Annotated in this window: 15 protein-coding genes; 7 read left to right on the forward strand and 8 right to left on the reverse strand. The window is 67.7% G+C overall.

The window, feature by feature from the left end; all coding sequences use genetic code 11:
- Nucleotides 1-103 precede the first annotated feature (103 nt).
- Nucleotides 104-1567 carry a sensor histidine kinase gene (locus HH212_RS02220; RefSeq protein WP_169433893.1) on the forward strand — a complete coding sequence of 488 codons (1464 nt, stop codon included), beginning with the start codon at nucleotides 104-106 and terminating at the stop codon, nucleotides 1565-1567.
- A 14-nt stretch (nucleotides 1568-1581) separates the two neighbouring features.
- On the opposite strand, the gene HH212_RS02225 is transcribed toward HH212_RS02220, so the two are convergent.
- Nucleotides 1582-2754, reverse strand: a complete 1173-nt coding sequence (locus tag HH212_RS02225) for a PAS domain-containing sensor histidine kinase (protein ID WP_169433894.1) — start codon at nucleotides 2752-2754, stop codon at nucleotides 1582-1584.
- A gap of 151 nt (nucleotides 2755-2905) precedes the next feature.
- Here HH212_RS02225 and HH212_RS02230 point away from each other — a divergent pair, with 151 nt between their 5' ends.
- On the forward strand, nucleotides 2906-4984 hold the full coding sequence (locus HH212_RS02230; RefSeq protein ID WP_169433895.1) for a putative bifunctional diguanylate cyclase/phosphodiesterase: 2079 nt from the start codon (nucleotides 2906-2908) through the stop codon (nucleotides 4982-4984).
- A gap of 241 nt (nucleotides 4985-5225) precedes the next feature.
- Here the strand turns inward: HH212_RS02230 and HH212_RS02235 are convergent, their stop codons facing one another.
- From HH212_RS02235 to HH212_RS02245, 3 genes are all read right to left on the reverse strand, one after another.
- Nucleotides 5226-6197 carry an extracellular catalytic domain type 1 short-chain-length polyhydroxyalkanoate depolymerase gene (locus HH212_RS02235; RefSeq protein ID WP_229217526.1) on the reverse strand — a complete coding sequence of 324 codons (972 nt, stop codon included), beginning with the start codon at nucleotides 6195-6197 and terminating at the stop codon, nucleotides 5226-5228.
- A gap of 175 nt (nucleotides 6198-6372) precedes the next feature.
- Nucleotides 6373-7671: a cation:proton antiporter gene (locus HH212_RS02240; protein WP_169433896.1), complete on the reverse strand. Its 1299-nt coding sequence runs from the start codon at nucleotides 7669-7671 to the stop codon at nucleotides 6373-6375.
- Nucleotides 7668-10586, reverse strand: coding sequence for a hybrid sensor histidine kinase/response regulator (locus HH212_RS02245; protein ID WP_169433897.1), 2919 nt, complete (start codon nucleotides 10584-10586; stop codon nucleotides 7668-7670). The genes HH212_RS02240 and HH212_RS02245 overlap by 4 nt, the downstream gene beginning before the upstream one ends.
- 169 nt (nucleotides 10587-10755) lie before the next feature.
- On the opposite strand from HH212_RS02245, the gene HH212_RS02250 reads away from it, so the two are divergent.
- Nucleotides 10756-11784: an IS5 family transposase gene (locus HH212_RS02250; RefSeq protein WP_169433898.1), complete on the forward strand. Its 1029-nt coding sequence runs from the start codon at nucleotides 10756-10758 to the stop codon at nucleotides 11782-11784.
- A gap of 167 nt (nucleotides 11785-11951) precedes the next feature.
- Here HH212_RS02250 and trhA read toward each other — a convergent pair whose 3' ends face one another.
- From trhA to HH212_RS02270, 4 genes are all read right to left on the reverse strand, one after another.
- Entirely contained in the window at nucleotides 11952-12569 is a 618-nt protein-coding gene (gene trhA, locus HH212_RS02255) for a PAQR family membrane homeostasis protein TrhA (protein ID WP_170205213.1), read from the reverse strand.
- Between the two features lie 22 nt (nucleotides 12570-12591).
- Entirely contained in the window at nucleotides 12592-13173 is a 582-nt protein-coding gene (locus tag HH212_RS02260; RefSeq protein ID WP_169433899.1) for a phasin family protein, read from the reverse strand.
- A 305-nt stretch (nucleotides 13174-13478) separates the two neighbouring features.
- On the reverse strand, nucleotides 13479-14660 hold the full coding sequence (locus HH212_RS02265) for a GAF domain-containing sensor histidine kinase (protein WP_229217528.1): 1182 nt from the start codon (nucleotides 14658-14660) through the stop codon (nucleotides 13479-13481).
- Between the two features lie 89 nt (nucleotides 14661-14749).
- Entirely contained in the window at nucleotides 14750-15184 is a 435-nt protein-coding gene (locus tag HH212_RS02270; RefSeq protein ID WP_169433901.1) for a response regulator, read from the reverse strand.
- A gap of 239 nt (nucleotides 15185-15423) precedes the next feature.
- Here HH212_RS02270 and HH212_RS02275 point away from each other — a divergent pair, with 239 nt between their 5' ends.
- The 4 genes from HH212_RS02275 to HH212_RS02290 all read left to right on the forward strand — a co-directional run bounded on the left by HH212_RS02275 (nucleotide 15424) and on the right by HH212_RS02290 (nucleotide 24395).
- A complete protein-coding gene (locus HH212_RS02275; RefSeq protein WP_255487007.1) occupies nucleotides 15424-17364 on the forward strand; it encodes a PAS domain-containing hybrid sensor histidine kinase/response regulator in 1941 nt (646 codons plus the stop codon).
- A gap of 564 nt (nucleotides 17365-17928) precedes the next feature.
- On the forward strand, nucleotides 17929-18417 hold the full coding sequence (locus HH212_RS02280; RefSeq protein WP_169433903.1) for a phage tail protein: 489 nt from the start codon (nucleotides 17929-17931) through the stop codon (nucleotides 18415-18417).
- Nucleotides 18375-18740, forward strand: a complete 366-nt coding sequence (locus HH212_RS02285; RefSeq protein ID WP_169433904.1) for a hypothetical protein — start codon at nucleotides 18375-18377, stop codon at nucleotides 18738-18740. Before HH212_RS02280 ends, HH212_RS02285 begins: the two co-directional genes overlap by 43 nt.
- 54 nt (nucleotides 18741-18794) lie before the next feature.
- Entirely contained in the window at nucleotides 18795-24395 is a 5601-nt protein-coding gene (locus HH212_RS02290; RefSeq protein ID WP_169433905.1) for an Ig-like domain-containing protein, read from the forward strand.
- Nucleotides 24396-24440: the final 45 nt, after the last annotated feature.

Here is a 24440-nt window from a genome sequence, read left to right on the forward strand (position 1 = left end):
TCTTCCAACCCGAGCAGCATGTGCGGCGCGCTTGTCGTTTAATTGGGTGAGACTCACTATTCTTTAGGCATTTGTAGGATAATGCTTACACCTCTTCCCACGCTTGCAGCTACTCGCCGGGCATGACGCCGAGCCCACCATAATACAGGCATACGTACCTTGCATGCGTACCAACGAAAGCATATCCGACGATCCGATGCTGCAACGGCAAGCGCCGCTTCATCACCTGTTGACGGTCACGGTGCACAGCGAGCTCGAGGTCATCGCCTCGCGCCTGCGCGCGCGCCAGATCGCTGCGCTGTGCGGATTCCGCGGCAACGGGCAGACCCGTATCGCAACCGCCGTGTCGGAGCTGGCGCGCAATGCCGTGTCCCATGCGGGCGTCGGCAAGGTGCGCTTTTTTCTCGGTACGGCCGGCAGGAATCAGGCGCTGACGATCGTGGTCGATGACGACGGTGCGGGCATACCGGCCGCGCACGTTCGCGCGGCGCTCGTAGGCGACGCCGGCACCATGCTGGGCGGACTGTCGGTGGCGCGCAGGTTCATGGACGAGTTCGATATTCACGCGAATGCGGACGGAACGCGCATCGTGTGCGCCAAGCTGCTTCCAGCCCAGGCGCCCGCCTTGACCGCCCACGACCTCACCTGCGCCGTAGGCAATCTGGCGGAACTGCCCGGCAACATCGCGCTGTCCGAAGCGAACCAGCAAAACCGCGAGCTGACCCATGCCCTGGCGGCATTGCAGGCCAAGCAGAACGAGCTGCTCGACGTCAGCGCGCATCTCGAACGCACCAACCGGCAAGTCGAGGCCTTGAACCTGTTGCTCAAGGAAAAAGCCGATTCGCTGGTATCGGCCGATCACCGCAAGGATGAATTCCTGTCGATCCTGAGCCATGAATTGCGCGGTCCGCTGTCGGCGACCGCCATGGCCGCCACCTTGCTCGAGACCGGCGGCGATCCCGACCGGAGCATCAAGCTCGGCCAACTGGTCGGGCGCCAGGTGCGGCACATGAGCCGCCTGGTCGAAGACCTGCTGGACGTATCGCGCGTCAGCCGCGGCTTGGTATCGATCCGTCGCCAGCCCGTCGACATGCGCGACGTGATCGAGGCCGCCGTCGAACAGTTGAACGCGGCCGCACAAGCCAAGAGGCACCGCGTCGACACCGTGCTGCCGTCCCGGCCTTGCATGATCGAGGGTGACCGCACGCGATTGATCCAGGTCGCCGCCAACCTGCTCGGCAATGCGATCCGCTACACGCCGGAAGGGGGAAGGATCGAAGTGCGCGCCGAATGGCACGGAGCCGACCTGATGGTGCGCGTCACGGACAACGGCATCGGCATTCCCGATACATTGATGCCGCACCTGTTCGACCTGTACACCCAGGCGACGCGTTCTCCCGATGGGCGCGACAGCGGCCTGGGACTCGGGCTGGCCCTGGTCAAGAGCCTGGTCGAGGCGCATGGCGGCAGTGTCGCCGCGAGCAGCCCCGGCACGGGGCTCGGCAGCCGGTTCGACGTGCGCCTGCCTCTGCCAGCCGGGCACGACGTCGAACGCGTCCCCGATTGAGGTAGCGATCCGGCTCAAGCGGACATCGTGTCCTGCACCACCGGCAGGATGAATTCCAGTCGCGTCCCCTGTCCGGGTCCGGCGCTGTGGGCAAAAACCGTGCCGCCATGCGACACGCAAATGCTGCGTGCGATCGCCAGGCCAACGCCTGCCCCGGACGGCGCCCGCCGGGGGTGCGCGGCAAGCTTGCGGAACGGCTCGAACATGGCGGGCAATTCGCTCGCCTCGACGCCGATGCCATGGTCGCTCACCGACATGTCGAGAACCTCGCCATCGACCGAGACCGCCAGCGCAATCTCGGCGCCGTCGTCGGAAAATTCACTGGCATTGAGCAGCACGTTCCCGAGCGCCTGCGCCAGCCGCCCGGGATCGCACCAGAGCATCGTTTCGGGCGCTTCAGCGCCGGCATCGAGGTGTACGCGCAAGGTCTGCGAGCGCCTGCCCAACACGCCGGCGACGACGTCGCGCGCCGGCGCCAGCACCTCGTCCAGGCTGGCTGCGCGCTTGGTCACCGGCACATCGCTTGCGTGCTCGATACGCGCGGCGTCGAGCAGGTCGTCGATGAAGCGAGCGAGCTGGCGGGTCTGACGTTCGATCACGCGCGCCATCGACACGATGCCCGGTTCGCCCGGCCGGCGGCGCAGGATCGTGGCGACCGTCATCACCGACGCCAGTGGATTGCGCAGCTCGTGGGCCAGCACGCGCAGGAAGTCTTCCCGGTCGCCGCGCACGGACTCGATTTCACGGCGAAGCCGGCGCCGCTCGCTGATGTCGGTCAAGGAGCATAGCACGCCTGCGGTGACGCCATCGGCGCCGCGCACCGGCTGCGCATGGACCACCACGCAGCGCGTCTGTCCGTCGTTGGACTGCGCCACCAGCTCGGTCGGCGGCGGTGCGACGCCGGTGCGCGCCGCCAGCGCGGCCGGCGACGATGCCTTCTCGACCGGACTGCCGTCCGGTCGACACAAGGAGGCGAAGCCGTCCCAGCGGCCGTCCTCGGCCGGCGATGGCGCGGCGCCCCACAGGCGCCTCGCCGCGCGATTGCAATGCAGAACGGCGCCGGCAGGCGTGCAGCAGTAGGCCGGGCAAGCGATCTGGTCGATCACCCGACAGGACGTTTCCAGCGAGTCGCCGCCGCCCTGCTCGATGGCGCGCCGTTGTTCAGGTATCCATCTCACGTTGTTCACTCCATAACCGATGACATCGGTTCATTATCGATGCAATGGTCCGGATCCGACGTAGGACTCAGTCCGGCGCGCCTGTCGTCCGCACCGCTGCGCACGCCGACAACGTGATACCGTGTAGCGGCGACGGAACCCCGCCGCGGGAGGAATCGCCATGCATATCGTGACGCAGGTCGTGACAACCGACGAAGGCGAGCGCGCACGCCTGTCACTGCTGTTCCAGCCGGCCGCGGGCGACCTGAGCGCCATCGTGCTGCGTTTCGCGGCGACGCTGGAGGAAGCCGCATGCGTCCCGCCACCCTTTCCGGACCTGCTCTTGCTGGCGCCGACGGACGACGACGGCGCCGGCATGGCGCTGCCCGTGAGCCCCGCGGTGTTCGGCAACGCGGCGGTCGTGATCGTCGGCGACGCCATCGACATTGCCGGGACGCGCCGGCTGCTCACCAGCGGCCTGGCGGACGACGTGATGCTGTCCAGTGATTCGCGATCCGACACGTTCGCGCGCTTCGTCGCCGTCATCGAGCGCGTCCGTGCGCGCGAACGTGAACGCAACGGCGCCGCCATCGTGCTGGCGGCGATGGCCGACGCCGTCATCGCCACCGATGAGGCGGGTACGATCGCCTACTGCAACGATGCGGCCTGCAGCCTGACCGTCCGTGCGCGCAAGGAAATGCTTGGGCTGCCTATCGACGCCGTGATGGCGCTGCACGCCGCCGGAACGCTCGCCGCCGTCGAGCATCCGATCACGCGCGCGATGAACGACAAGCAAGCCATCCGGCTACCGCCGGGCACCGTGATGGTGCGCGTGGACGGCAGCGAGATCATGATCGCCGATTCGACCTCGCCGATCGTCGCCCCGGACGGCAAGCTGGACGGCGCCGTCATGGTGTTCCACGACGTCACCGCCACACACCAGCTCCAGTCCCAGGTCGATTACCTGGCCAGGCACGATTTCCTCACCGGCTTGCCCAACCGCTACGCCGCGCAACTGCATCTGGCCGAGATCCTGCGCCAGGCCGGCGCGAACGGCCAGGGCCTGGCGGTGATGTACCTGGATCTCGACAACTTCAAATCCATCAACGACACCCTCGGCCATGCGGCCGGAGACCGTTTGCTGGCGTCGGTCGCGACGCGCCTGCGCGCTTGCTGCCGCTCGATCGACATGGTCAGCCGCCAGGGCGGCGACGAATTCCTGATCCTGTTGGCGCCCGGCACCCAGCCGGACGAATCCCGGGGCGCCGCGCAGCGCATGCTGGAGGCCGTGGCGGCGCCGCACCTGATCGACGGCGCGACCATGCGCGTCGGCTGCAGCATCGGCATCGCGCTGCATCCGCAGCACGGCTTGGCCGCGGACACGCTGCTGCAGCACGCCGACACGGCGCTGCACGCCGCCAAGGCGGCGGGACGCAACACGTTCAATGTGTTCCAGCCGCGCATGCTCGACAGCGTGGCCGAGCGGCGCGCGCTGGAGGATGCACTCAGGCTGGCGCTCGACACCGGCGGCCTGGAACTGTTCTACCAGCCCAAGGTGTGCCTGGCCGACGGCGCGATCCACGGTTGCGAATCCCTGCTGCGCTGGCGCCATCCGGACTGGACGCGCTTCGCGATCGCCGAGGTAATCCGGTGCGCCGAACAGTCCGGCCTGATCGTCAACCTGGGCCGCTGGGTGATGCACGAAGCCATGCGCCAGGCGCGCGCCTGGCGCGACAGCGGCATCGACCCCGGTCCGATCGCCATCAATGTTTCGGCGCTGGAACTACGCCAAGCCGACTTCATCGCCCACCTCGAGGGCTGCATGGCGCGATTCGGCGTCCTGCCGCCGGACGTGCAAATCGAACTGACCGAGTCGGCCCTGATGCGCGACGTCGCCAGCGCGGTCGACGTCCTGCATCGCCTGAAGGGCCTGGGCATGTCGATCGCGCTCGACGATTTCGGCACCGGTTACTCGAACCTGAGCTATCTCGCCGATATCCCGATCGACCTGCTGAAAGTGGACCGCAGTTTCGTGCACGGTATCGCCGCGGCCTCGCCGCGCCGCCAGGCGCTGTTGGGCGCGGTCCTGTCGGTCGCCGCGCACCTCGGCCTGCCAACCGTCGCCGAAGGCATCGAAACCCCTGCCGAAGCGCTTTACCTGATGAACGCGGGCTGCCAGATGGGCCAAGGCTTCCTCTACAGTCCCGCCGTCAGCGCGGCTGCCTTCGAACGCCTGCTATCGCACCGCGAAAACCCGTGATTTGCCCCGCAGACCGTATCCGCGCCGGGCGACTGCAAGCACGTTACGAAGCGATCGTTTCGCCGTGAGAAACCGGGTTTACTGCTACCGCCCTTTCTCCGCCTTTTTGACCCGCTTGTCCGCCTTTTTCTCTTTCGCCGTTTTCGCCGGCTCTTTTTTCGTGGATTTTTTTGCGTCCTGGTTCTTACTCATGATTCGCTCCTATCAAATGAAGGGCAGAGGGCTTACAGGCAGGGCGAGCTCACCGTGCATGCCGCTCGCCGAAAAACCGTAGCATTTCGCGGCTGGCGTCAGGACCGTTCGCATCGGTGTTGGCGGCACGCAGATCGCCGCCGGACCAGGCGTGTCCCGTGCCGTGCACGAGCCAATGCTCGGCCACGACGGTGCCGGACTTGCCGGTGTGGACCGAGCGCGTGAAGTCGCGCCCGCCTTCCTGTCCCGTTACCTGGACATTCATGACGCTCCGGCAACCGGCCGGCCTGGCCGACAGATAGCTCTGGATCGACTGGCGCACGACACCGTCGCCGTTACTCTGGTGGACGATGGCATCGTCGCCTCCGTGGAATACGATGACCGGGACGCTGGTCAGGCAGGGCCCGCCGGCGCAGGCTGGGACGGCGCCGCCGAAGCGCATGGTCGTCATCGCGCCGATGCCGCTCGTCGCGCTGCCGTGCGGCATACCGGAATGGCAGCCGATTGCGCTGAAGATGTCCGGATAATTGCGTCCGACGATCAGCGCCATCGCGGCGCCCGCCGACAGGCCCGCGATCGAGACGCGGCGCTGGTCGACCCCATGGTCGCCGATGATTTTCAGGGTCAGGGCCGCGACCAGCGCCGGCTCGCCCTGGTCACGCGCCTGGTTGGCCGCCTCGAACCAGTTCCAGCAGCTGTTCCAGTTCGCGTAAGGCGACTGTTCGGGATACAGCACCAGGAAGCCGGCCTGCTCGGCCAGCTCGTTCATCCCGGTGGCCAGCGCGAAATCCGCGGCGTCCTGGCCGCAACCGTGCAGCATGACGACCAGCGCGGGTGGTTCGCTCCCGCGCGTCGCGGGAACGTACAGGCGATACCTAATGACCTTTCCGTTCGCTTGCAAGCTGCCTGCCAGGAATCCATGCGGCTGCCGGACGGCGGGCAGGACATGGAACGGGACGCTGGCGGAGCGCGCCGCCTCGCTGGTCCAGGAGAACCAGTCCACCATGACTTTACTGTACATTACTCGACTCCTTCGTTGTAGAAAAAGTCTCCTTTATTATTGTCGACGGCACGGCCTGCGCACTGCCCGATGTAATGCACTATGCGCCCTTTTGCGGCGTCACGCCGGACCGGGGCAAGTCTATTTTCCTGGCTTGGTGCGAGGCAAGACGCGCAGCGACTATACGACTGCCTCCTCAGGCGCCCTTGCGCGGTTCACCCTGGCCGGTTTCGCCCTTCGCATACCATGCCATCAACGGCCCGGCCGTCACGCCGTGCAGCAGGATCGACGCTGTCACGGCGACCAGCGTGAATGCGACGAAGCGCTGCGCCAGGTCGCCGGACAATCCATGGTCGAGCGCATACATCAGGTAATACACCGAGCCGATGCCGCGAATGCCGAACCAGCCGACCATCGCGTGGTGCCGCGCAGGCATCGCACTGCCAGCCATGCCGAGAAATACCGCCAGCGGCCGTACCACGAACAGCGACAAGGCAGTGAACCACCACAGGGAGGGAAACGTCGTGACGTAGGCCAGCATGGCGCCGGTCAGGATGACGAGCACGGGCTCGGCCAGTTTCTCGATCTGCTCGTTGAATCCCTGGACGTCTTCCTTCATCGCCGCGCTCGTTTCGCGCTCGGGACGCGTGCTCCCGCGCTTCCACATCCACAGGTAGGAGATGTCGCGGCGGCGGTACACGCGCTGCAGGGCGATGCCGGCCGCGAACACCGCCAGGAAGCCGGATGCATGGCACAGCTCGGCAAGTCCGAAGCAGACGGCGACGATGCCGAGCGAGAGAAATTCGTTCATGCCGAGCGCCTCGTCGTGCCGGTTCCTGAGGAAGACGACCGCCGTGCCGATGAGAAAGCTGGTAGCGGCGCCGATCAGGATACCGCCGACCAGCGACCAGGCCAGATCCAGTGACAACCAATGCGCGACGCCGGTTCCATCGTCGTGGCTGCCCATCAGGCCCAGCCCCAGCACGACCACCGGAAAGGCAGAGCCATCGTTCAGTCCGCCCTCGCCGGCCAGGTTGAAACGGACCAGGTCGGGCGTATCGCCCGCTTCCGGCTGGATGCCCGAGGCCAGCACGGGGTCCGTCGGCGCCAGGATGCCGCCGAGCAGGATCGCCGCGCCCAGCGGCAAGTCCAGCAGCAGCACGCCGATGGCGGCGATCAGCACCACCGTGATCGCCATCGACACGAACGCGAGACGCAAGGGCGCCAGCCAGCGCCGGTCGCGCAAGGGAATCTCGAGCTTGAGTCCGACGGAGAACAGGGAGATCAGCAAGGCCGCCTCGGCGACCAGTTCCAGCGCGGGCGCGAAACGCAAGGGATCCGGCGCGAAGACGTCGGCCACGGCCGGACCAAGCAGGACGCCCACGCCCAGGTAGATCATCGCCCCGCTGAGGGGCAGGCGCGTCACCAGCGTACCGCCCAGCATCATCGCGATGAGGGTAGCGCCGCCGAACAGGATCCAGTGCGTGGACGTCATCCGGCAGCCCGCGTCGGGCTCTTACCGGACTGCCGCATGCCGGCCAGGAGCGCGGACAACTGGCGCGTATCGACCGGCTTGACCAGGTGATGGTCGAAGCCGGCCGCCTGGGTTTCGATGCGGTCCCGGTCCCGGCCGTAGCCGGTGATGGCCACCAGCATGGCGCCGCCGGTGCGCGCACCGGCACGCAGGCGCCGGGCCAGCTCGTTGCCGCTGATGTCGGGCAGGCCGATATCGAGCAGGAAAACGTCGGGAGCGGCCATGTCGCTGCGCTCGAGCGCGCTGCGCGCATCGTGTTCGACCGTCACTGCGTGTCCATGCGACTCCAGCAGCATGGCGAGCATCGCGGCCGCATCGACGTTGTCGTCGACGATCATGATCCGCAACGGCTGCTCCGATGCGACTTGCGCCTCGCGCGCAGGCCCGGAATCGCCGGCGGCGTCCCTTTCCGGCGGGCGGCGCGGCAGCGTGACGGAAAACACGCTGCCAGTTCCGAGGCCGCGGCTGGCGCAGGCCACCGTCCCGCCGTGCAGGTTCACCAGGCTCCTCACCAGCGCCAGGCCGAGCCCGAGCCCGCCGAGCGAACGGTCCGACGGGCGCTCGGCCTGGGTGAACAGCTCGAAGGCGTGCTCGACCAGCTCCGGCGCCATGCCGATGCCGTCGTCCTCGACGCGCAAGATGACCTGCCCCAGTTCGACGGCGATCGCCAGCGTGATGCGGCCGTCCTCGGGCGTGTACTTGGCGGCATTGTTCAACAGGTTGGCCAGCACCTGCACCAGACGCTTGCGGTCCCCCGTGACGAATGGAGCAAGCGGCGGCAGCGCCAGGGCCAGTCGATGACGCCGTGCGTGCAATAGCGGCATGGCCTGTTCGATCGCGTCGTCGGCGACCTGGCGCATGTCGACCGGTTCCATGACCAGCTCCACCTGCCCGCGCGTCACGCGCGAGACGTCGAGCAGGTCGTCCACCAGGCTGCTCAGATGCCGGACCTGGCGCGCGATGATTTCGCTGGTGCGGCGTACCCGCGCCGGGTCCACCTGGCCCATCTGCAGCAGGTCGGCCGCGGCGCCGATCGGCGCGAGCGGATTGCGCAGCTCGTGGGCGAGCATGGCCAGGAACTCGTCCTTGCGGCGGTCGGCGACGGCCAGCTGTTCCTGGGCCGCCTTGCGCTGCGTGATGTCGTGGAAGAAGAAGGCGATGCCGCCCTCCAGGGAGCGATGGGTGCGGATTTCCATCCATACATGGCGCCCGTCCGGCAGCCGGTGGAACAACTCGACGCTTTCCGTCTTGCCGGTGTCCATGACGCGCCGGTAAGCCCGTTCGGCATCGGTATGCCTGAGCTCCGGCCAAACGTCCCAATGGCTGCGTCCGATGACTTCACCGGCGCTGCGCTGGGCGAGCCGCAGTCCCTCGGCGTTCATGCGCAGGATGATCCAATCGCGATCGAGCACGGCGAACCCTTCGACCATGGCGTCGAAGATGTACTGGCTCTGGTCGCGCTCGGTCTGCAGCTCGTTGCGCGTCCGGGCGGCTTCGAGCGCCGGCCAGGTCCGGCCGGCCGCTTCGGCGACGAGGGCGAGCGCCTCATCCTGCCAGGTGCGCGGCGCAACGCCCTCGATCGCCAGTACCGCCTTGAGATCGCCGGCCTTCACGTACGGCACCAGCAACGCGGCGCCGGCGCCATCGTGCTTGCGCCATACCGGCTGGTCGGCGACCTGCCCCCCATTGCGCAGCACCATGAGCGCCGCCGGGTCGAACGCCTCGAGCGCGATGCCGCGGCCCGCCTGGCCGGGGAACCCCGCCGGAGTCCAGTCGCACCGACAGGCGGCCATGCCCGATGCGCCGTCGATGTCAGCATACCAGACACGCGCCGCGCCCAGCCGGGTGCCCAGCATCTCGCAGACGGCTTCGCCGATGCGACCGGCGTCGTCCAGTTCCCGGATCCGGTCGGCGAAGCGCAGCTGGAACGCCTGGTTCGATTTCGCGGTCTCAAGTTGCCAGACCTTGCCGCGCAGCTCGCTCTTCGCCAGGCAGGCGGCCGTCACGTCGTTCGCCTGCGCGAAGATGCCGGTTACGTGTCCGTCGCGGCCGACGAGCGGCTGGTACAGCAAATCCACGTAGCGCTCTTCCGGCGCCCCCCCGGCCACGCGCTGGAGCGTGAGCCGGCGCTCGTGCAGCACGATGCGCTCGCCGGTTGCGAACGCGCTGTCGAGCAGCTCGTGCAAGCCCTGCCCTGCCAGTTCAGGCAATGCCGCCAGGGCCGGCTTGCCGATCAGGTCGCGGCGGCCCACCAGCGCATAATAAGCTTCGTTGACCATGTCGAACACATGGTCGGGGCCACTCATGATCGCCATCGAACCGGGGGCCTGGTCGAACATCGCCTGCAGTTTATGGCGCTCCGAACTCAGGATGCGCGTCAGGGCCTCGTGCAGCAAGGGGCGCTCGATCGGCGTCACGTCCGGCACGGCGTCCGCACCCTGGCGCAGGTAATAGTGCCTGGCCGCGCCGTCGAACTGGTACAGGTCGGTGACGTCGATCGCGTTCTGCGCCACGAAGCCCACCGCGCCGCCGGCATCGCGCACCGGCGTGTGCACGGTGCTCCAGTAGCGCAGGTCGAACACGACGCCGGCCGGCGTCTCGCGCGGGACCGCGTAGCGCAGCAGCGCGCTGGTCTGTGGCTCACCGGTCGCGATCGCGCGCGCGATCGCGGCGCGCACCTCCTCGAGATTGGTCGACTCTGGGTCGGCGGGGTTCGACGGGAACGCGTCGAAGATGTGCTTGCCCATCAGCGCCGCCGCAACCCGGCCGGTGGCCCGCAGGTAGGCCGCGTTCGCGCCGATGATGACGCAGCTGGTGTCGACCAGCAGGTAGGGATAGGGCGAGGCGGCGAACAGCGCCGCGAAGTCGGGTTGCATGTGTATGCTCCATAATGACATCCGAGGGTTGCCGACGTACGGTTTCCATGATGTACGCCTAGGACATTGCATGGCGGCACAGGATGAGGGAACCTCGAAAAACCTCGGCTGACCTGGCCCTGGCTGGGTAAAATCTTGAGATCGAACCAAGCCAGCGAGTGTCGCCGTGATGAAGCCCAGGATCAGTCTATTTGCCGAGCAGGAGCGCGAGGACCGGCGCGCGAAGCTGGGCGATCCGCTGGTGGGCCTGGCCGAGCATGTGGATTTCGAGGCGCTGGCGGGGAGCATCGATGCCGCCGCGCCGCGTCCGTCGCGTGCCAAGGGCGGCCGTCCGCCATACCCGACAGTATTGATGATCAAGATCTTGGTGCTGCAACAGCTCTACAACCTGGCCGACGACGCGCTGGAATATCAGTTGCTGGACCGGCGCAGCTTCCTGCGTTTCCTGGACCTGACGGAAAGCAGCAGCATCCCGGACGCCAAGACGATCTGGCTGTTCCGTGACCGCCTCGCGCAGGCTGGCGTAGGCAATCAGGTATTCGAGCAAGTCCAGCAGCAGTTACTGTCGCAGGGCTATCTTGCGCGCTGCGGCCAGATCGTCGACGCATCGCTGGTACAAGCCCCGATCCAGCGCAACAAGCGCGAGGAGGCCGAGACGGTCAAGGAAGGCACGATGCCGTTGGGCTGGAAACCGCACAAGCGCGCGCAAAAGGACGTCGATGCCAAATGGACCAAAAAGCACGGCAAGAATCATTTTGGGTACAAGCTGCACGCCAGCGTCGACAAGCGTTGCAAGCTGATCCGCAAGATCGCCATCACCCATGCCGCTGTGGCCGATACCACGGTCTTCGAGGAGTTGCTCGACCTGAGCAACACGAGCCGGGATGTCTATGCCGACCGTGGCTATCCCAGCATCGAACGCGAAGCCAGATTGAAACAAGCCGGATGGCGCGTGCATATTCAGCGACGCGGCCATGCGACCAAAGGCATTTCCGAGACGCAGAAACGGCGCAACCGCGCGATCGCTATCCCGCGAGCCCGTGTTGAGCATGTATTCGGCGCCCTGGCTCAAATGGGTGGAAAACTGGTGCGCTGCCTTGGCATCGTGCGCACGACCTTCGTCCTGCAGTTGAAGGCTGCCAGCTACAACCTCAAGCGTCTCGTATTCTTGAAAGAACGCGGTCTGGCACCGTTCTAAACCCACGGTTTGGCAGCCTGCGGCTGCCAAACCAGCCTGTTCATATACGTGTCGCGATCAAAAATCGCGTTGTCGGAGCGTCGCGGTACGCTGAATCGTGCTTCAGATTGCCTGCTGGCGTTCAAAACTGGGTTATTCGAGGTGGCCATGAGCGAGAGGCTTGCCGGTCAGGCGACGTAGCGCAGAATCGCGACGTAATGGCAGGCACTGCCGGCAAGGACGAACAGGTGCCATATGCCGTGACCGTGGCGTACCTTGTGGTCGGTGGCGTAGAACGCGATGCCCAGTGTGTAGCATAGGCCGCCTGAAGCGAGCCAGGCGAAGCCCGGCCAACCAAGCGCGGCGACGAGTGGTTTTGCGCCAATCACGGCAAGCCAGCCCATCAAGACGTAAATGATGAGCGACAGGATGCGCGTGCCCTTGGCATACCAGATTTCCTGGACAATTCCGAATAGTGCAAGAGCCCACACGGCGCCGAACATCGACCAGCCCCAGGCTCCGCGCAGCGTTACCAGCGTAAAAGGTGTGTAGGTGCCAGCAATGAGGAGATAGATGGCGCAATGGTCCAGCTTGCGCAGTACCACCTTGGCGGCGCCGCGTGCGCCGTGGTACAGGCTCGATGCCATGTACAGTTGCAGCAGCGTGGCGGCATACACGCTGCTGGCGGCGATTCTCCAGCCGTCGCCGCTGGACCGGGCCGCGGCGAGCAGGAACAAGCCGCCCACCGCGGCCAGCGCCGCGCCGGCAATGTGGGTGATGCTGTTGAAACGTTCGCCAGCGTACATCAGACCGGGCAAGTAGCGATATTCAGCGCCCCGGGGCCTGCACGTTCTTGCTGTCCTGCGCGTTGGGCCCTTTCATGTTGCCGGGTCCGCCAGCCGGTACGGACGGGTCACCGGGTTTGCCGGCTGCGGCTTCGGCGCCGCGTTGCGCGTCCTGCTTGAAAGCGGCGCGCGCATCCTGCCGGGGTTCCTCTGGCTGTCGCAAGTTCTTTTCCGTATCCTCGGCCGTGGTGCGCGCCACCTCGTCGGCCAGCGCGCGCGCGGTACGAGACGCTTGCTGTGCATGCTGCTCGGTCACGCGCGCCAGGTCGACCTGGGTCGTCGCGGCGAGCTGGGCCAGCTGCTGTTTGTAAGCGCGCAATTTGTCGGTGGCAGGCTGGGCGCCCGACGACGCCGCGGCCAAGGCGTCGTCGGGGCGTTCGGTGGTCAGCATGCGCTGGGCCGTGCCGGACGCTTCCTCGATCAAAGTCTGGCCGATCTGCATATTCAGCTGAAAAACTTGCTGAAGGGACCGTGACATGGTTTGCGACAGTTCGTTCAAGAATGCGATCTGGGCATCCAGGTGGGAACGCACGGCAGGATTGACGGATTGCGGGTATGGATACATGGTGTACCTTTGACGAAAACGGGATAAATCGAATGCGGGGCGTGCCGAACGCGATGCGTCGACATGTCTAGCAGAAATGGCAGCGCAGCAAATGCTGGCTGGAGGACCACGATCATCGAAGACCGTGCATGACTTTCATACTATGCGCCCTTTTTCGCCCTTGCGCGGACGGTGCGCACATCTATTTTCGTGTGATGGAAAGCGGCAATCTGTTGATCCGGCAATGGCTTAGCGTCGGCCAGGGTTCCCCTTGCAGTCCGGCGCCCGCTGCAAGCGACCTGCGCGCGGCGCAGGCGACACGCGGGTCATGGGGCGCCGAGGTGCCCGCGCTCCAGATTCAGCATCGAGAACGTGAAACAGACCCTGCCGTCCAGCGATGCCACGTCGATCGCGCCTTGGTGTGCACGGGCGATCTCCGCGACGATGTACAGGCCCAGGCCCAATCCCTCGTGGTGCGTGCTGGACGGCGAACGCCAGTAGGGCTTGAACAGCTGCTGGACGACATGCGGCGGCAAGGCATCGCCTTCGTTGGTCACGGACATGAAGAACCGCCTGTCCGTACAGGTGACCAGCACCTGCACAGGCGCCTGCGCGCCATGCACGATGGCATTCTTGATCAGGTTCGACAACAACTGGCAGAGCCGGCCCGCATCGCAGCACAACGAGATGCCGGACTGGATGATGTCGACGATCTCGGCCTCGGAATGGATCGCGCGCAACTCGGCGATCACCTGGCCGAACTGCAGCTCGAGCCCGCGTTCTTCGCGCAGGCTCACGGCGATGCCGCCGCCCATGCGCCCACGCGTGAAATCGACGAGATCGTCGACCAGCGCGGACATGCGGTCGACGCTGCGCCCCATGCGCTGCAGGATCTGCAGCATGGCGTCGTCCCTGGTCTTCATACCGAGCAGGTCCACGCCGTTCTGGAAGGCGTTGAGCGGGGTACGCAGGTCGTGGCCCAGTACGGCGATGAATTGCTCGCGCAATTCCGCCGTTTCGCGCTCGTCGGACAGGTCGGTCTGGGCTGCCGCATGCAGGCGCTCGGTCTCGAGCTGGCCCGAGACCAGCTGGGCGAACAGCTCGAGCGTCGACACCGTCGTCGCCGCCGACAGCGTCATCGGTTTGGGATCCAGTCCGCACAGGGTGCCGAAGTAGCTGCCGTCGCGACGCAGGATCGGAATCGAAAAATAGCTTTGGAACCCATAGATGCGCGGCGTGCGGTGCTCGCGATACTGTTCGCTGAGCTCGACGTGGTCGATGACGATGCTGTCCCGCGTGCTACGCACCTCCTCGCACAGCGTCGTGGTCACATCCAGACCGTCACCGGCCTTCAGGCCGAAATCGAGCTTGTCCCAGACGGCGCAGGCGGTCCACGACGTTTCCGCGACGTGGGCGATGGCGACGAAACCGACGCCGGTCAGCGACGCGACCGTTTCGAGGATTTTCGGCACCGCGCCGATCGCCTCGATTTCGCGCACGTAGGTCATCACCTTAGTGTTCATGGCTGCACGTTTTTTGTTGACGACGATTCAACCATGTTAGCACTACTCGCGTGCCTGGAGCGAAGACAGCGCCATCAACACCATGACGATAGCGCCCGCGCAAGGGCGAATGCGTTGATGTGGCAGATATACAGCTGGTATCCGACCGGCTTGGTCAGGCATACGTCGAAGCCGGCAGCGTCGACCTCAATGGCCGTGCCGGCGTCCTGCCAGCCGGTGATCGCGATCAGGAAGGCATGCTTGAGCCGCTCGTCCCGTCGAATGGCGCGTGCGAAGGACAAGCCAGGCTTCGGGGCTTGGCCGATACTCGAACAAATCACATGCGGGATGAATTGCCGGGCCAGCGCCAGCCCGGCTTCGTGGCCGCGTACAGCGCATACTTCCCAGCGGGGACAAGCGAGACGCGCTAGCTCGAGGAAAACTTCAAGGATGAGTTCATTGTTTTCCACAAACATTACGCGCATCGGCTGCGCGCCTGACGCATGCTTGCGATCGTCGATCTGGGTCATTGCCGGTCATCCTGGTTGATTCAACTACGGAAGTGATCCGCCGACCTTGGAGGCATCGGTTGCAAACCGCTCGCTTTACTGACTATAGCACCACGCGAGCCGTGCAACGAAGCCCTCGGACGGCGAGGCGAGCGTCCGAGACTGGCCCGGCCAGGCCAATTGTGGCATGCTGCTCAAGCACAGGTAACATGCGCACTATCCGGCATGCCTGCTCCACCGCCCCGCGCCACCGACAGATCATGTTGCTAGATAAAATATTTCATTCTGCCTTCGATTCCTCGCCCATCGGACAATACTTGCTGGCGCCGACCGAAGGCCTCGAGATCCTTGCCGTGAACCAGGCCTTCCTCACTTCGGTATCGCGGACCCGGGCCGAGCTGCAGGGACATCGGCTGTTCGAGGCCTTTCCGAACGATCCGGACGATGCGACGGGCACGGGCATACAAAACCTGCGCCGTTCCATCGCTGCCGCCATCGCCACGGGCCACAGCCAGAGCATGGAAGCGCAGCGCTATCCGATCCGGATGCAAGCGGATGGACGCAGCTGGTTCGAGGACCGCTACTGGAGCGCGACCAATACGCCGATCTACGATGACGACGGCGCCTTGCTTTGTATTTCACACACGACCATCGACATTACCGCGCGCGTGCGTTCGGAAGTCTTGCTGCGAGAAAGCGAAAGCCGGCTCAGCGCCTACGTATCGGCGACGTCGGACGTACTGTACCGGATGAGTCCCAACTGGACCCATATGCACGAACTCGATGGCCGCGGCTTCCTGAAGACCACACGGGGCTGGGCCGAGTACCGCATCGAGCAGTATGTGCATCCCGACGACCTCGAACTCGCACGCAGGCACATCCGCGACGCCATCGACGGCAAGCGCCAGTTCGAGCTCGAGCATCGCGTGCTGCGGGCCGACGGGTCGCCAGGCTGGACGTATTCGCGGGCCGTGCCGCTGCTGGACGCACAAGGCGACATCCGCGAATGGATCGGGTCCGCCAGCGACATCACCGAACGTAAGCTGGCCGAACTGAAACTGCGCGACATCGACCAGCGCAAGGATGAGTTCCTGGCGATGCTCGCGCACGAGCTGCGCAATCCGCTGGCACCGATCAGCGCGGCTGCGGAACTGCTGCTGCTGGCCGACTTCGACCAGGAGCGCGTGCGGCGCACCAGCGAGATCATTGTTCGCCAGGTGAGGCACATGACGAGCCTCGTCGACGACCTGCTCGAGGTCTCGCGCGTCACCCGGGGACTGGTGGAGCTCGACAACACGGCACTCGATCTCGCGCAGGTCGTCGCGGACGCGGTTGAGCAGGCGGGGCCGCTGATCGCGGCACGGCGCCAGCATTTGTCCATCGATCTCGTTCCCGGCGCCTTAGCGCTGTCGGGCGACAAGAAGCGGCTGGTGCAGGTATTTGCCAACCTCGTCCACAATGCCGCGAAATACACGCCGGAACACGGCAGCATACGCATCCGGGCCGCGATGCGCGATAGCGACATCCTGGTCGAGGTCGCCGACGACGGGGTCGGGATGGATGCCCAGCTGGTCGACCGCGTCTTCGATCTGTTCGCCCAGGCGAGCGTCACGTCGGACCGCTCGTCCGGGGGCCTGGGCCTGGGCCTCTCCCTGGTTAAGAACATCGTGGAGCTGCACGGCGGCCGCGTGCACTGCGAGAGCCCAGGGCCGGGCCTGGGGAGCACATTCACGGTCTGCCTGCCCTGTCTGGAGCGTCAGTCCGCGGCCATGCCGGACCTCGCCCCGCGGCCCTCCGTGGACATCGCGGGGCCGCTGCGCGTGCTGGTGGTGGACGACAACGTGGACGCGGCCGATGTCCTGGGAATGTTGCTCGAGGCCGCCGGACACGCGGTGACGGTGGCGCACGACCCGCTGCACGCGCTGGAATTGGCCCGTGCCGAACGTCCTGACGTGTGCCTGCTCGACATCGGCCTGCCCCGGATGGACGGCAACGAGCTGGCCCGGCGCCTGCGGACCGACCCCGCGACCGCCAGCGCGTTGCTCGTCGCGGTGACCGGCTACGGGCAGGCCGAAAACCGGCAACGTTCACATGCGTCCGGATTCGACCACCATCTCGTCAAGCCGCTCGATTATGCGACGCTGGAGGCGATCCTCGACGGCATCCACGCCGGACCGAGGCCGGCAGGGTCAGTGGCCTGACTGGCCAAACGCCTCTGCCGGCAAGGGAAACTCGAGCCCAACATGCGCGGTGCAAGCGCTCGCCGCAAGTCATCGTGAGTCGGCTGCCCGCAAGCCAAGAGAACCGCTGCCACGAATCAGTGCCACAAACTACTGTTTTAGGGCGACTTTCGGGGCTAGCCTCGTTTCATTCAGTCCAGTCCATCATGGGTGCCACGCTCAGGCGGCGCGGCTTGCAGGGCGCTGATGTCATACGTTTCGGATCAATGTTGAGGGCTGTCGCCCTGCTGTCGTCGTGACAGTCGAACCCTGCATTCTATTACATCCGGCGCGCCGCATCGCACCCTTCGCACCCGCATGCCATCCGGTTGCCCGGCCCGGGCCTGCGCCGCTGCCAAGCCGATTTTGTTGGATCGACACAACATACAACCCCTGCCGCGGCCGCTTTGCGCACGGCCTTTGATCCCTCGTCTTTCTGCCGGCCTGGCCTGCCCGGAAAGTAACAGATGCCAAAAGGAAATGATCTGGTGCAAGGCACGACGCCTTGCCCGTCCGGCATCCACTCACCATCCTGAAAGAGCCCACATGTCCCTGAAACGTTCGCTCCGTCTCGCCGCCACTGCCGCCGTCATGCTGGGCGCGCTGCCGCTGTCGGCACAAGCCTGCAACACCGAACCCTACATCGGCACCGTCTGCACCTTCGCCTTCGACTGGTGCCCGCAAGGCTACCTGCCCGCCGACGGGCGCCTGCTGCAGATCCGCGAATACACCGCCTTGTTCGGCCTGGTCGGTTTCCGCTACGGCGGCGACCAGCAGAACACCTTCGGCATTCCCGACCTGCGCGGCCGCACGCCGGTCGGCAAGGGCCTCGGGACCGGACTGACGCAAAGCATCGCGATGGGACAGGTCATCGGGCAGCAGGAACTCACCCTGGCGCCGGCGCAGCTGCCTGCGCACACCCATACCGCCGCCTTCACGCCGACCACGGCAGCGCTTCCGTCTCGATTCCGGCCAGCGCCGGCAACCTGGCGGTGGCGGCGGCGCTGCAGGTCAGTCCCGCGCTCGGCACGGTGACCGGCACCACCGCGGCGCTGGGCGCCGGCCAGACCGGCTACCTGGCCGGCCTGAAGGGTGTGACCACTTCCGACGCCGTCAATTTCACCGGCCCGTACACCGGCGCCGTGCCCGGCGCGAACGCCGCCCAGCTGCCGGCCAAGGTCACCGTGACCGGCAGCGCGCCCACCGCCGCCGCCACCGTCAGCGTGCAGACGCTCACCGGCGGCGTGGTCGCCATCTCGCCCACGCCGGCGCCGACCCAGGCGGTGTCGACCCAGTCCCCCGGCATCGGCATGAGCGTATGCATCGCCGCCACCGGCCTGTATCCGAACCGTCCCTGAAGCGCGCCGCGAACAGCCCGATCAATCCGCACAGAGCCTATCGAGAGCCCGACGATGAACAACCGCGACCCTGACTTTCACCCAGCCGCCCCGCGTTTTCCCTTCCCCTGCGCCGACGATGGCGAACACGCCATTCGCCTGCGCCTGCCCGTCCCCGTCCGCCACGGCGGCAAGGAAGCGTTGCTGATCGACCTGGCGCTGGCCGACCGCCACGTGCTGGCCGGCGGCGCGCCCTTCGGCATGGAAGTGACCGGATTCGGCGGACGCCACGACGGCCTGGCCCAGCTGGCACGCTGGGCCGCCCTGGGCGACGGCTACGATGCGCTGCACTTGCTGTGCCACGGCGCTGCCGGACGCCTGATGCTGGGCGCACGCACGGTCGACCGCGCCGCGCTGGACGATCCGCACGTGGCGGATGCGCTGGCGGCGATCGGCCAGGCCGTACGCCCCGGCGGCGCGGTGCTGCTGTACGCCTGCCGCGCGGCGCAAGGGGAAGAAGGCGCGGCTTTCGTCGCCGCGCTGGCGCAGGCGCTCGGCGTGCCCGTGGCGGCGTCCAGCACGCTGGTGGGCGCCGTCGCCCAAGGCGGCAGCTGGGCGCTGGATCATGTGGCCGGCATCCCGGTGGCCGGCATCCCGGTGGCCGGCATCCCGGCGGCCGGCATTCCGGCGGCGGGCGATCCCGTGGCGGGCATCGGCGCCGCGCACGCGCTGTCGGCCACGGCGCTGGCCTGGCCGGACTATGCGCACACGCTGACGGTCGCCCTGAACACCACGACCTTTGCCAACGTGCCGTTCGAAGCCAACGAAAATTATGCGCAGGCCGCGAGCGGCTACCCGACCCCGACCATCCTGAGCGCGGCGAACGTCGCGAGGAGCGGCTGGGACGTCACCGCCCAGTCCAGCGTCAACACCGGCACCTTCCTCATCCGCGGCGTCGGCTTCAACGACAACACCGGCGACGGCGACGGCAATTCGCTGCGCGTGCAGGCCGCCGACATCGACTACGTGATCTTCAAGTCGAATGCCAACGGGTTCTATTTCGACCTGAACAATTTTGCCGTCGTCAACAACACCACGACCCCGATCACGGTGCAGGCGATCGATCGCGCCGGCAACCCGGTCGGCGCCGCGGTGGCGTTCACGGTCGCCGGATCGGAACCCGCTCCCAAGGCCTATACCCACGTCTCCCTGGCTGGCAATCCCGACTTCGTGGGCATCTACGGCTTCAAGGTCACCTTCGACTCGGCCTCCGACGCGCCCTTCTTCGACAACCTCGTTATCGACAACATAGGATTTCCCGCCGTACCCACCACCACTATCCTGGATGCCGCCCTATCCGCGGACAGCGGCGCCAGTGCCGGCGACTTCGTCACCAACATCGCCGCGCAGACCATCGGCGGCACCCTCAGCGCCGCGCTGCTGGCGGGCGAATCGGTGCAGGTGTCGTACGACGGCGGCGCCACCTGGAACGACGCCACCGGTTTCACGGCCGGCTCCAGCGCCTGGTCGACCGGCACCACGCTGGCCGGCAGCGGCACCTTCATGGCGCGCGTGGCCAACGGCGACGGCGCCGGCCCTGCCTTCAGCCAGGCCTACGTGCTGGATACGGATGCGCCGGCGGCGCCGTCCACGCCCAACCTGAACAGCAGCTCGGATACCGGCTTTTCCGGCAGCGACGACATCACCGCCAACACCACGCCGGTCGTTTCCGGCAGCGCCGAAGACGGCAGCACCGTCACGCTGGTCGACAGCGACGGCAGCACCGTGCTCGGCACCGCCACCGCCAGCGGCGGCGCCTGGTCGATCACCGCCTCGAGCCTGGCGGACGGCGTCCACCACCTGAACGCCAAGGCGGTCGACCTGGCCGGCAACGTGTCCGTGGCCTCGGCAGCGCTGGCGCTGACCGTCGACACCGCCGCGCCGGTCGGACTTGCGGTCAGCACCGCCGCCGTCGGCACCGGCGACGCCGGCAGCGGCGCCGCCATCGCCACCCTGTCCGCCAGCGACAGCACGGCGCTGAAATACCTGCTGGCGGCCGGCGACGGCAGCAACGACGCCGACAACGCCAGCTTCGCCATCGCCGGCAATACCCTGAAGGTGGGCGGCGCCGCGCTGGCCGCCGGCACCTACCACATCCACCTGGCGGCGGTCGACGCGGCCGGCAACGTCGGCTACCTGGCGCAGGACATCACGGTCAGCGCGTCGCCCACGGTCGGTTCGATCGTGCGCGCCGGCGGCGCCGGCGCCGCCGTGGCCGCCAGCGCCGCCTCGGCCGAGTACACCGTGACCTTCAGCGAGAGCGTCAGCGGCGTCGACATCGGCGACTTCACGCTGACCGGCACCGGCAGCGCCGCCGGCGCCATCGCCTCGGTGAGCGGCAGCGGCGACACCTATGTCGTCACCGTCGACGGCCTGGCGGGCGACGGCACCCTGCGCCTGGACCTGAAGGCGGGGGCCACCGGCATCCAGAACGCCGGCGGCACCGCGCTCGGCAGCGGCGGCTACACGGCCGGCGCCACCTACACGCTCGACCACACGGCGCCCGCGGCGCCGGCCGCGCCCAGCCTGGACAGCGGCTCCGACAGCGGCGCTTCCGGCAGCGACGGCATCACCAATCACACCACGCCGCAGATCAGCGGCAGCGCCGAGGACGGCAGCACGGTCACGCTGTACGACAGCGACGGTACTACCGTGCTCGGCACCACCACCGCCAGCGGTGGCGCCTGGTCGATCGTCGCGTCGGCGCTGGCGCAGGGCAGCCACCATCTCACCGTCAAGGCGCTCGATGCGGCCGGCAACCTCTCGGCCGCATCGAGCGCGCTGGCGTTGACGATCGACACCGCGGCGCCGGCCGGCCTCGCGCTCAGCGCCGCCAGCGCCGCCTCGCTCGCCTGCTTCGGCGGCGCCGCCCTCGCCACCCTCTCCGCCGGCGACAGCACGGCCGTGACCTACGCGCTGGCCATCGGCAACGGCAGCAACGATGCCGACAACGCCACCTTCAGCGTCGCCGGCGACACGCTCAGCGTGGGCAGCCTGGCCCTGTCGGCCGGCACCTATCACATCTACCTGTCCGCGACCGACGCTGCCGGCAACGTCAGCTACCTGGCGCAGGCGTTCACGGTGGTCGATGCGCCCGTCGCCAGCGCGATCGTGCGCAGCGGCGGCGCCGGCGCCGCCGTGGCGGCCGCCGCCGGTTCGGTCGAGTACACCGTCCACTTCAGCGAGGCCGTCAGCGGCGTCGATGCCGGCGACTTCACGCTGAACGGCAGCGGCAGCGCCGGCGGCGCCGTCGCGGCGGTGACGGGCAGCGGCAAGGTCTATACCGTCACCGTCGACGGCCTGGCCGGCGACGGCAGCCTGCGCCTGGACCTGAAGGCCGACGGCACCGGCATCGTCAACACGCACGGCATCGCCATCGCCGGCGGCTACGCGCTCGGCGCCGGCTACGTGCTCGACCACACCGCCCCGGCGGCGCCGTCCGCCGTCGCGCTCGACGCGCGCGACGACAGCGGCGTGTCGTCCGGCGACGGCATCACCAGCGTCGCCACGCCGCGCATCTCCGGCATCGCCGAGCCGGATGCGCTCGTGCGCCTGTACGACAGCAACGGCGTCACCCGGTTGGGCAAGGCGATCGCCGGCAAGGACGGCCACTGGACCATCGCCAGCGACGTGCTGGCCGCGGGCAGCCACAGCCTCACCGTGCGCCAGTTCGACGCCGCCGGCAATGCCTCGGGCGCCAGCGCTGCCCTGCAGGTCGAGATCCGCACGGCCGCCGCCACGCTCGGCGCGCCGCTGCTGGACGCCGCCAGCGACAGCGGCATCCAGGGCGACGGCCTGACCCGCATCGCCACGCCGGCCGTGAGCGGCATGGCCGCGCCGGGCGCCGTCGTGACCCTGTACGACAGCGACGGCGTCACCGTGCTGGGCAGCGCCAGCGCCAATCCGAACGGCGTGTGGCGCATCGTCTCAAGCGCGCTGGCGGATGGCGTGCATACCCTGAGCGCACGCCAGACCGACGTGGCCGGCAACGTCTCGCCCGCCGGCGCGGCGCTCAGCCTGACCATCGACACCGTCGCGCCGGCCGCCCCGTCCATGCCGGCGCTGGCGGCCGGCAGCGGCGCCGGCGTCACTGCCGGCGAGCGTCCGCTGATCACCGGCAGCGCCCTGCCGGACGCCCGCGTCACGCTGTACGACAGCGACGGCAGCAGCGTGCTGGGCACGGCGACCGCCGACGCCGGCGGCCATTGGCAGATCACCAGCCCGGTCCTGGCGGTCGGCAAGCACCTGCTGACCGCCAGGCAGAGCGACGCGACCGGCAACGTCTCGGACGCGAGCACGGCGCTGGCGCTGGCGGTGGCCGCGCCGGCCGCGCCGGCGCCGGCCACGACCACCATCGACGGCGTGCAGGTCACGCAGCAGCCGGTGGTCCTGCCCGGCGGTGGCGACGGCATCCGCACGATCGTCCCGATCGTCGGCGCCGACCGCAGCGAGAGCGCCGGCGGCGCGGCCACCGCCGACATTCCGCTGGTGAGCGCCGGCGGCAACACGCTGCTGCTGGCGCAGGCCGGGGTCGGCTTCGGTTTGAGCGTCAGCGGCGGCGCCAGCCGGCTGGCCGGCAACGCGGTCGAGCAGCTGATCCAGTCGATCAAGGCGTCCACGCCGGACCACCCGGCCGCCGACCAGGGACACCTGACCGGCAACGCCCAAGGCTTCCTGAACACCCTGGCGAAACAGGCGGCGCTGCTGGTGCAGACGGTGACGCCGGTCACCGCCAAGGACGCCGCGAACGCGACGCTGACGCTGACCGGCACCAGCGACGCGACCCAGCATACGGCGCTGGTGATCGATGCCGGCGGCGTCGGCGCCGGCAATACGCTGGTCCTGAAGGCGGTGGACTTCGCCGCCGTGATCGGCGCGGCGACCGTGGTCGGCGAAACGGCCGGCCAGATCCTGACCGGCGACGCCGCCAGCCAGACCTTCGTCGCGGACAGCGGCCTGGCCAGCCTGCTGTTCGCCGGCGGCGGTGACGACACGCTGCGCCTGGGCACGAGCGCGCCCAGCCCCTCCGCCCAGGCGCACGCCGCCATGGCCGCCGCCGCGCCGACGCTGCTGCATGGCGGCGCGGGCGCGGACACCGCGGTGTTCGCGGGCGCGCGCTCGGCGTACACCATCGACTACCACGAGGGCCACGTGCTGGTGACGGCGAATACCGGCGCGCACGACCAGGCCAGGGTCGTCAACGTGGAGACGCTGCAGTTCCAGGACGGCAGCGTGGCCGTGCAGGACCGCGCCCCGCTGGCGGCGATCGCCGGGCTGTACGCCGACGTGCTGGGGCGCCAGGCGGACGTGGGCGGTTTCGACTACTGGGGCACGGTGCAGAAGAACGGCGCCTCCCTCGGCGCCATCGCGCTGTCGCTGATCGGCTCGAGCGAGGGCCAGGCGCGCCTGCAAGCCTTCGACGGCCACGCCGCGCACGACGTCGGCATCCTGTACCAGGCCATCTTCAACCGCACCGCGGATGCCGGCGGCCTGGCGTTCTGGACCGAAGCAGTGCGGCATGGCGCCACGCTGGAACAGGTTGCGGACCAGTTCATGCATTCGGCGGAAATCGTCGGGCATGGGATCGAGGCGACCGGCTGGGACTTCCTGGTCTGAGTCGCGGCGCTTCTCACGCTCCGGTGCGGCGGCCACGGCGGCCGC

Origin of the sequence: Massilia forsythiae, from assembly GCF_012849555.1 — a bacterium.
GTDB classification, from domain to species: Bacteria; Pseudomonadota; Gammaproteobacteria; order Burkholderiales; family Burkholderiaceae_D; genus Telluria; species Telluria forsythiae.

Excerpts from the sequence above, each read along its gene's own strand:
- HH212_RS02260 (WP_169433899.1), bottom strand. The coding sequence starts at position 13,173 with ATGTATCCATACCCGCAATCCGTCAATCCTGCCGTGCGTTCCCACCTG.
- HH212_RS02280 (WP_169433903.1), top strand. The coding sequence starts at position 17,929 with ATGTCCCTGAAACGTTCGCTCCGTCTCGCCGCCACTGCCGCCGTCATG.
- HH212_RS02270 (WP_169433901.1), bottom strand. The coding sequence starts at position 15,184 with ATGACCCAGATCGACGATCGCAAGCATGCGTCAGGCGCGCAGCCGATG.
- HH212_RS02250 (WP_169433898.1), top strand. The coding sequence starts at position 10,756 with ATGAAGCCCAGGATCAGTCTATTTGCCGAGCAGGAGCGCGAGGACCGG.
- HH212_RS02265 (WP_229217528.1), bottom strand. The coding sequence starts at position 14,660 with ATGACCTACGTGCGCGAAATCGAGGCGATCGGCGCGGTGCCGAAAATC.
- HH212_RS02235 (WP_229217526.1), bottom strand. The coding sequence starts at position 6,197 with ATGTACAGTAAAGTCATGGTGGACTGGTTCTCCTGGACCAGCGAGGCG.
- HH212_RS02275 (WP_255487007.1), top strand. The coding sequence starts at position 15,424 with ATGTTGCTAGATAAAATATTTCATTCTGCCTTCGATTCCTCGCCCATC.
- HH212_RS02290 (WP_169433905.1), top strand. The coding sequence starts at position 18,795 with ATGAACAACCGCGACCCTGACTTTCACCCAGCCGCCCCGCGTTTTCCC.
- HH212_RS02240 (WP_169433896.1), bottom strand. The coding sequence starts at position 7,671 with ATGACGTCCACGCACTGGATCCTGTTCGGCGGCGCTACCCTCATCGCG.
- trhA (WP_170205213.1), bottom strand. The coding sequence starts at position 12,569 with ATGTACGCTGGCGAACGTTTCAACAGCATCACCCACATTGCCGGCGCG.
- HH212_RS02230 (WP_169433895.1), top strand. The coding sequence starts at position 2,906 with ATGCATATCGTGACGCAGGTCGTGACAACCGACGAAGGCGAGCGCGCA.
- HH212_RS02245 (WP_169433897.1), bottom strand. The coding sequence starts at position 10,586 with ATGCAACCCGACTTCGCGGCGCTGTTCGCCGCCTCGCCCTATCCCTAC.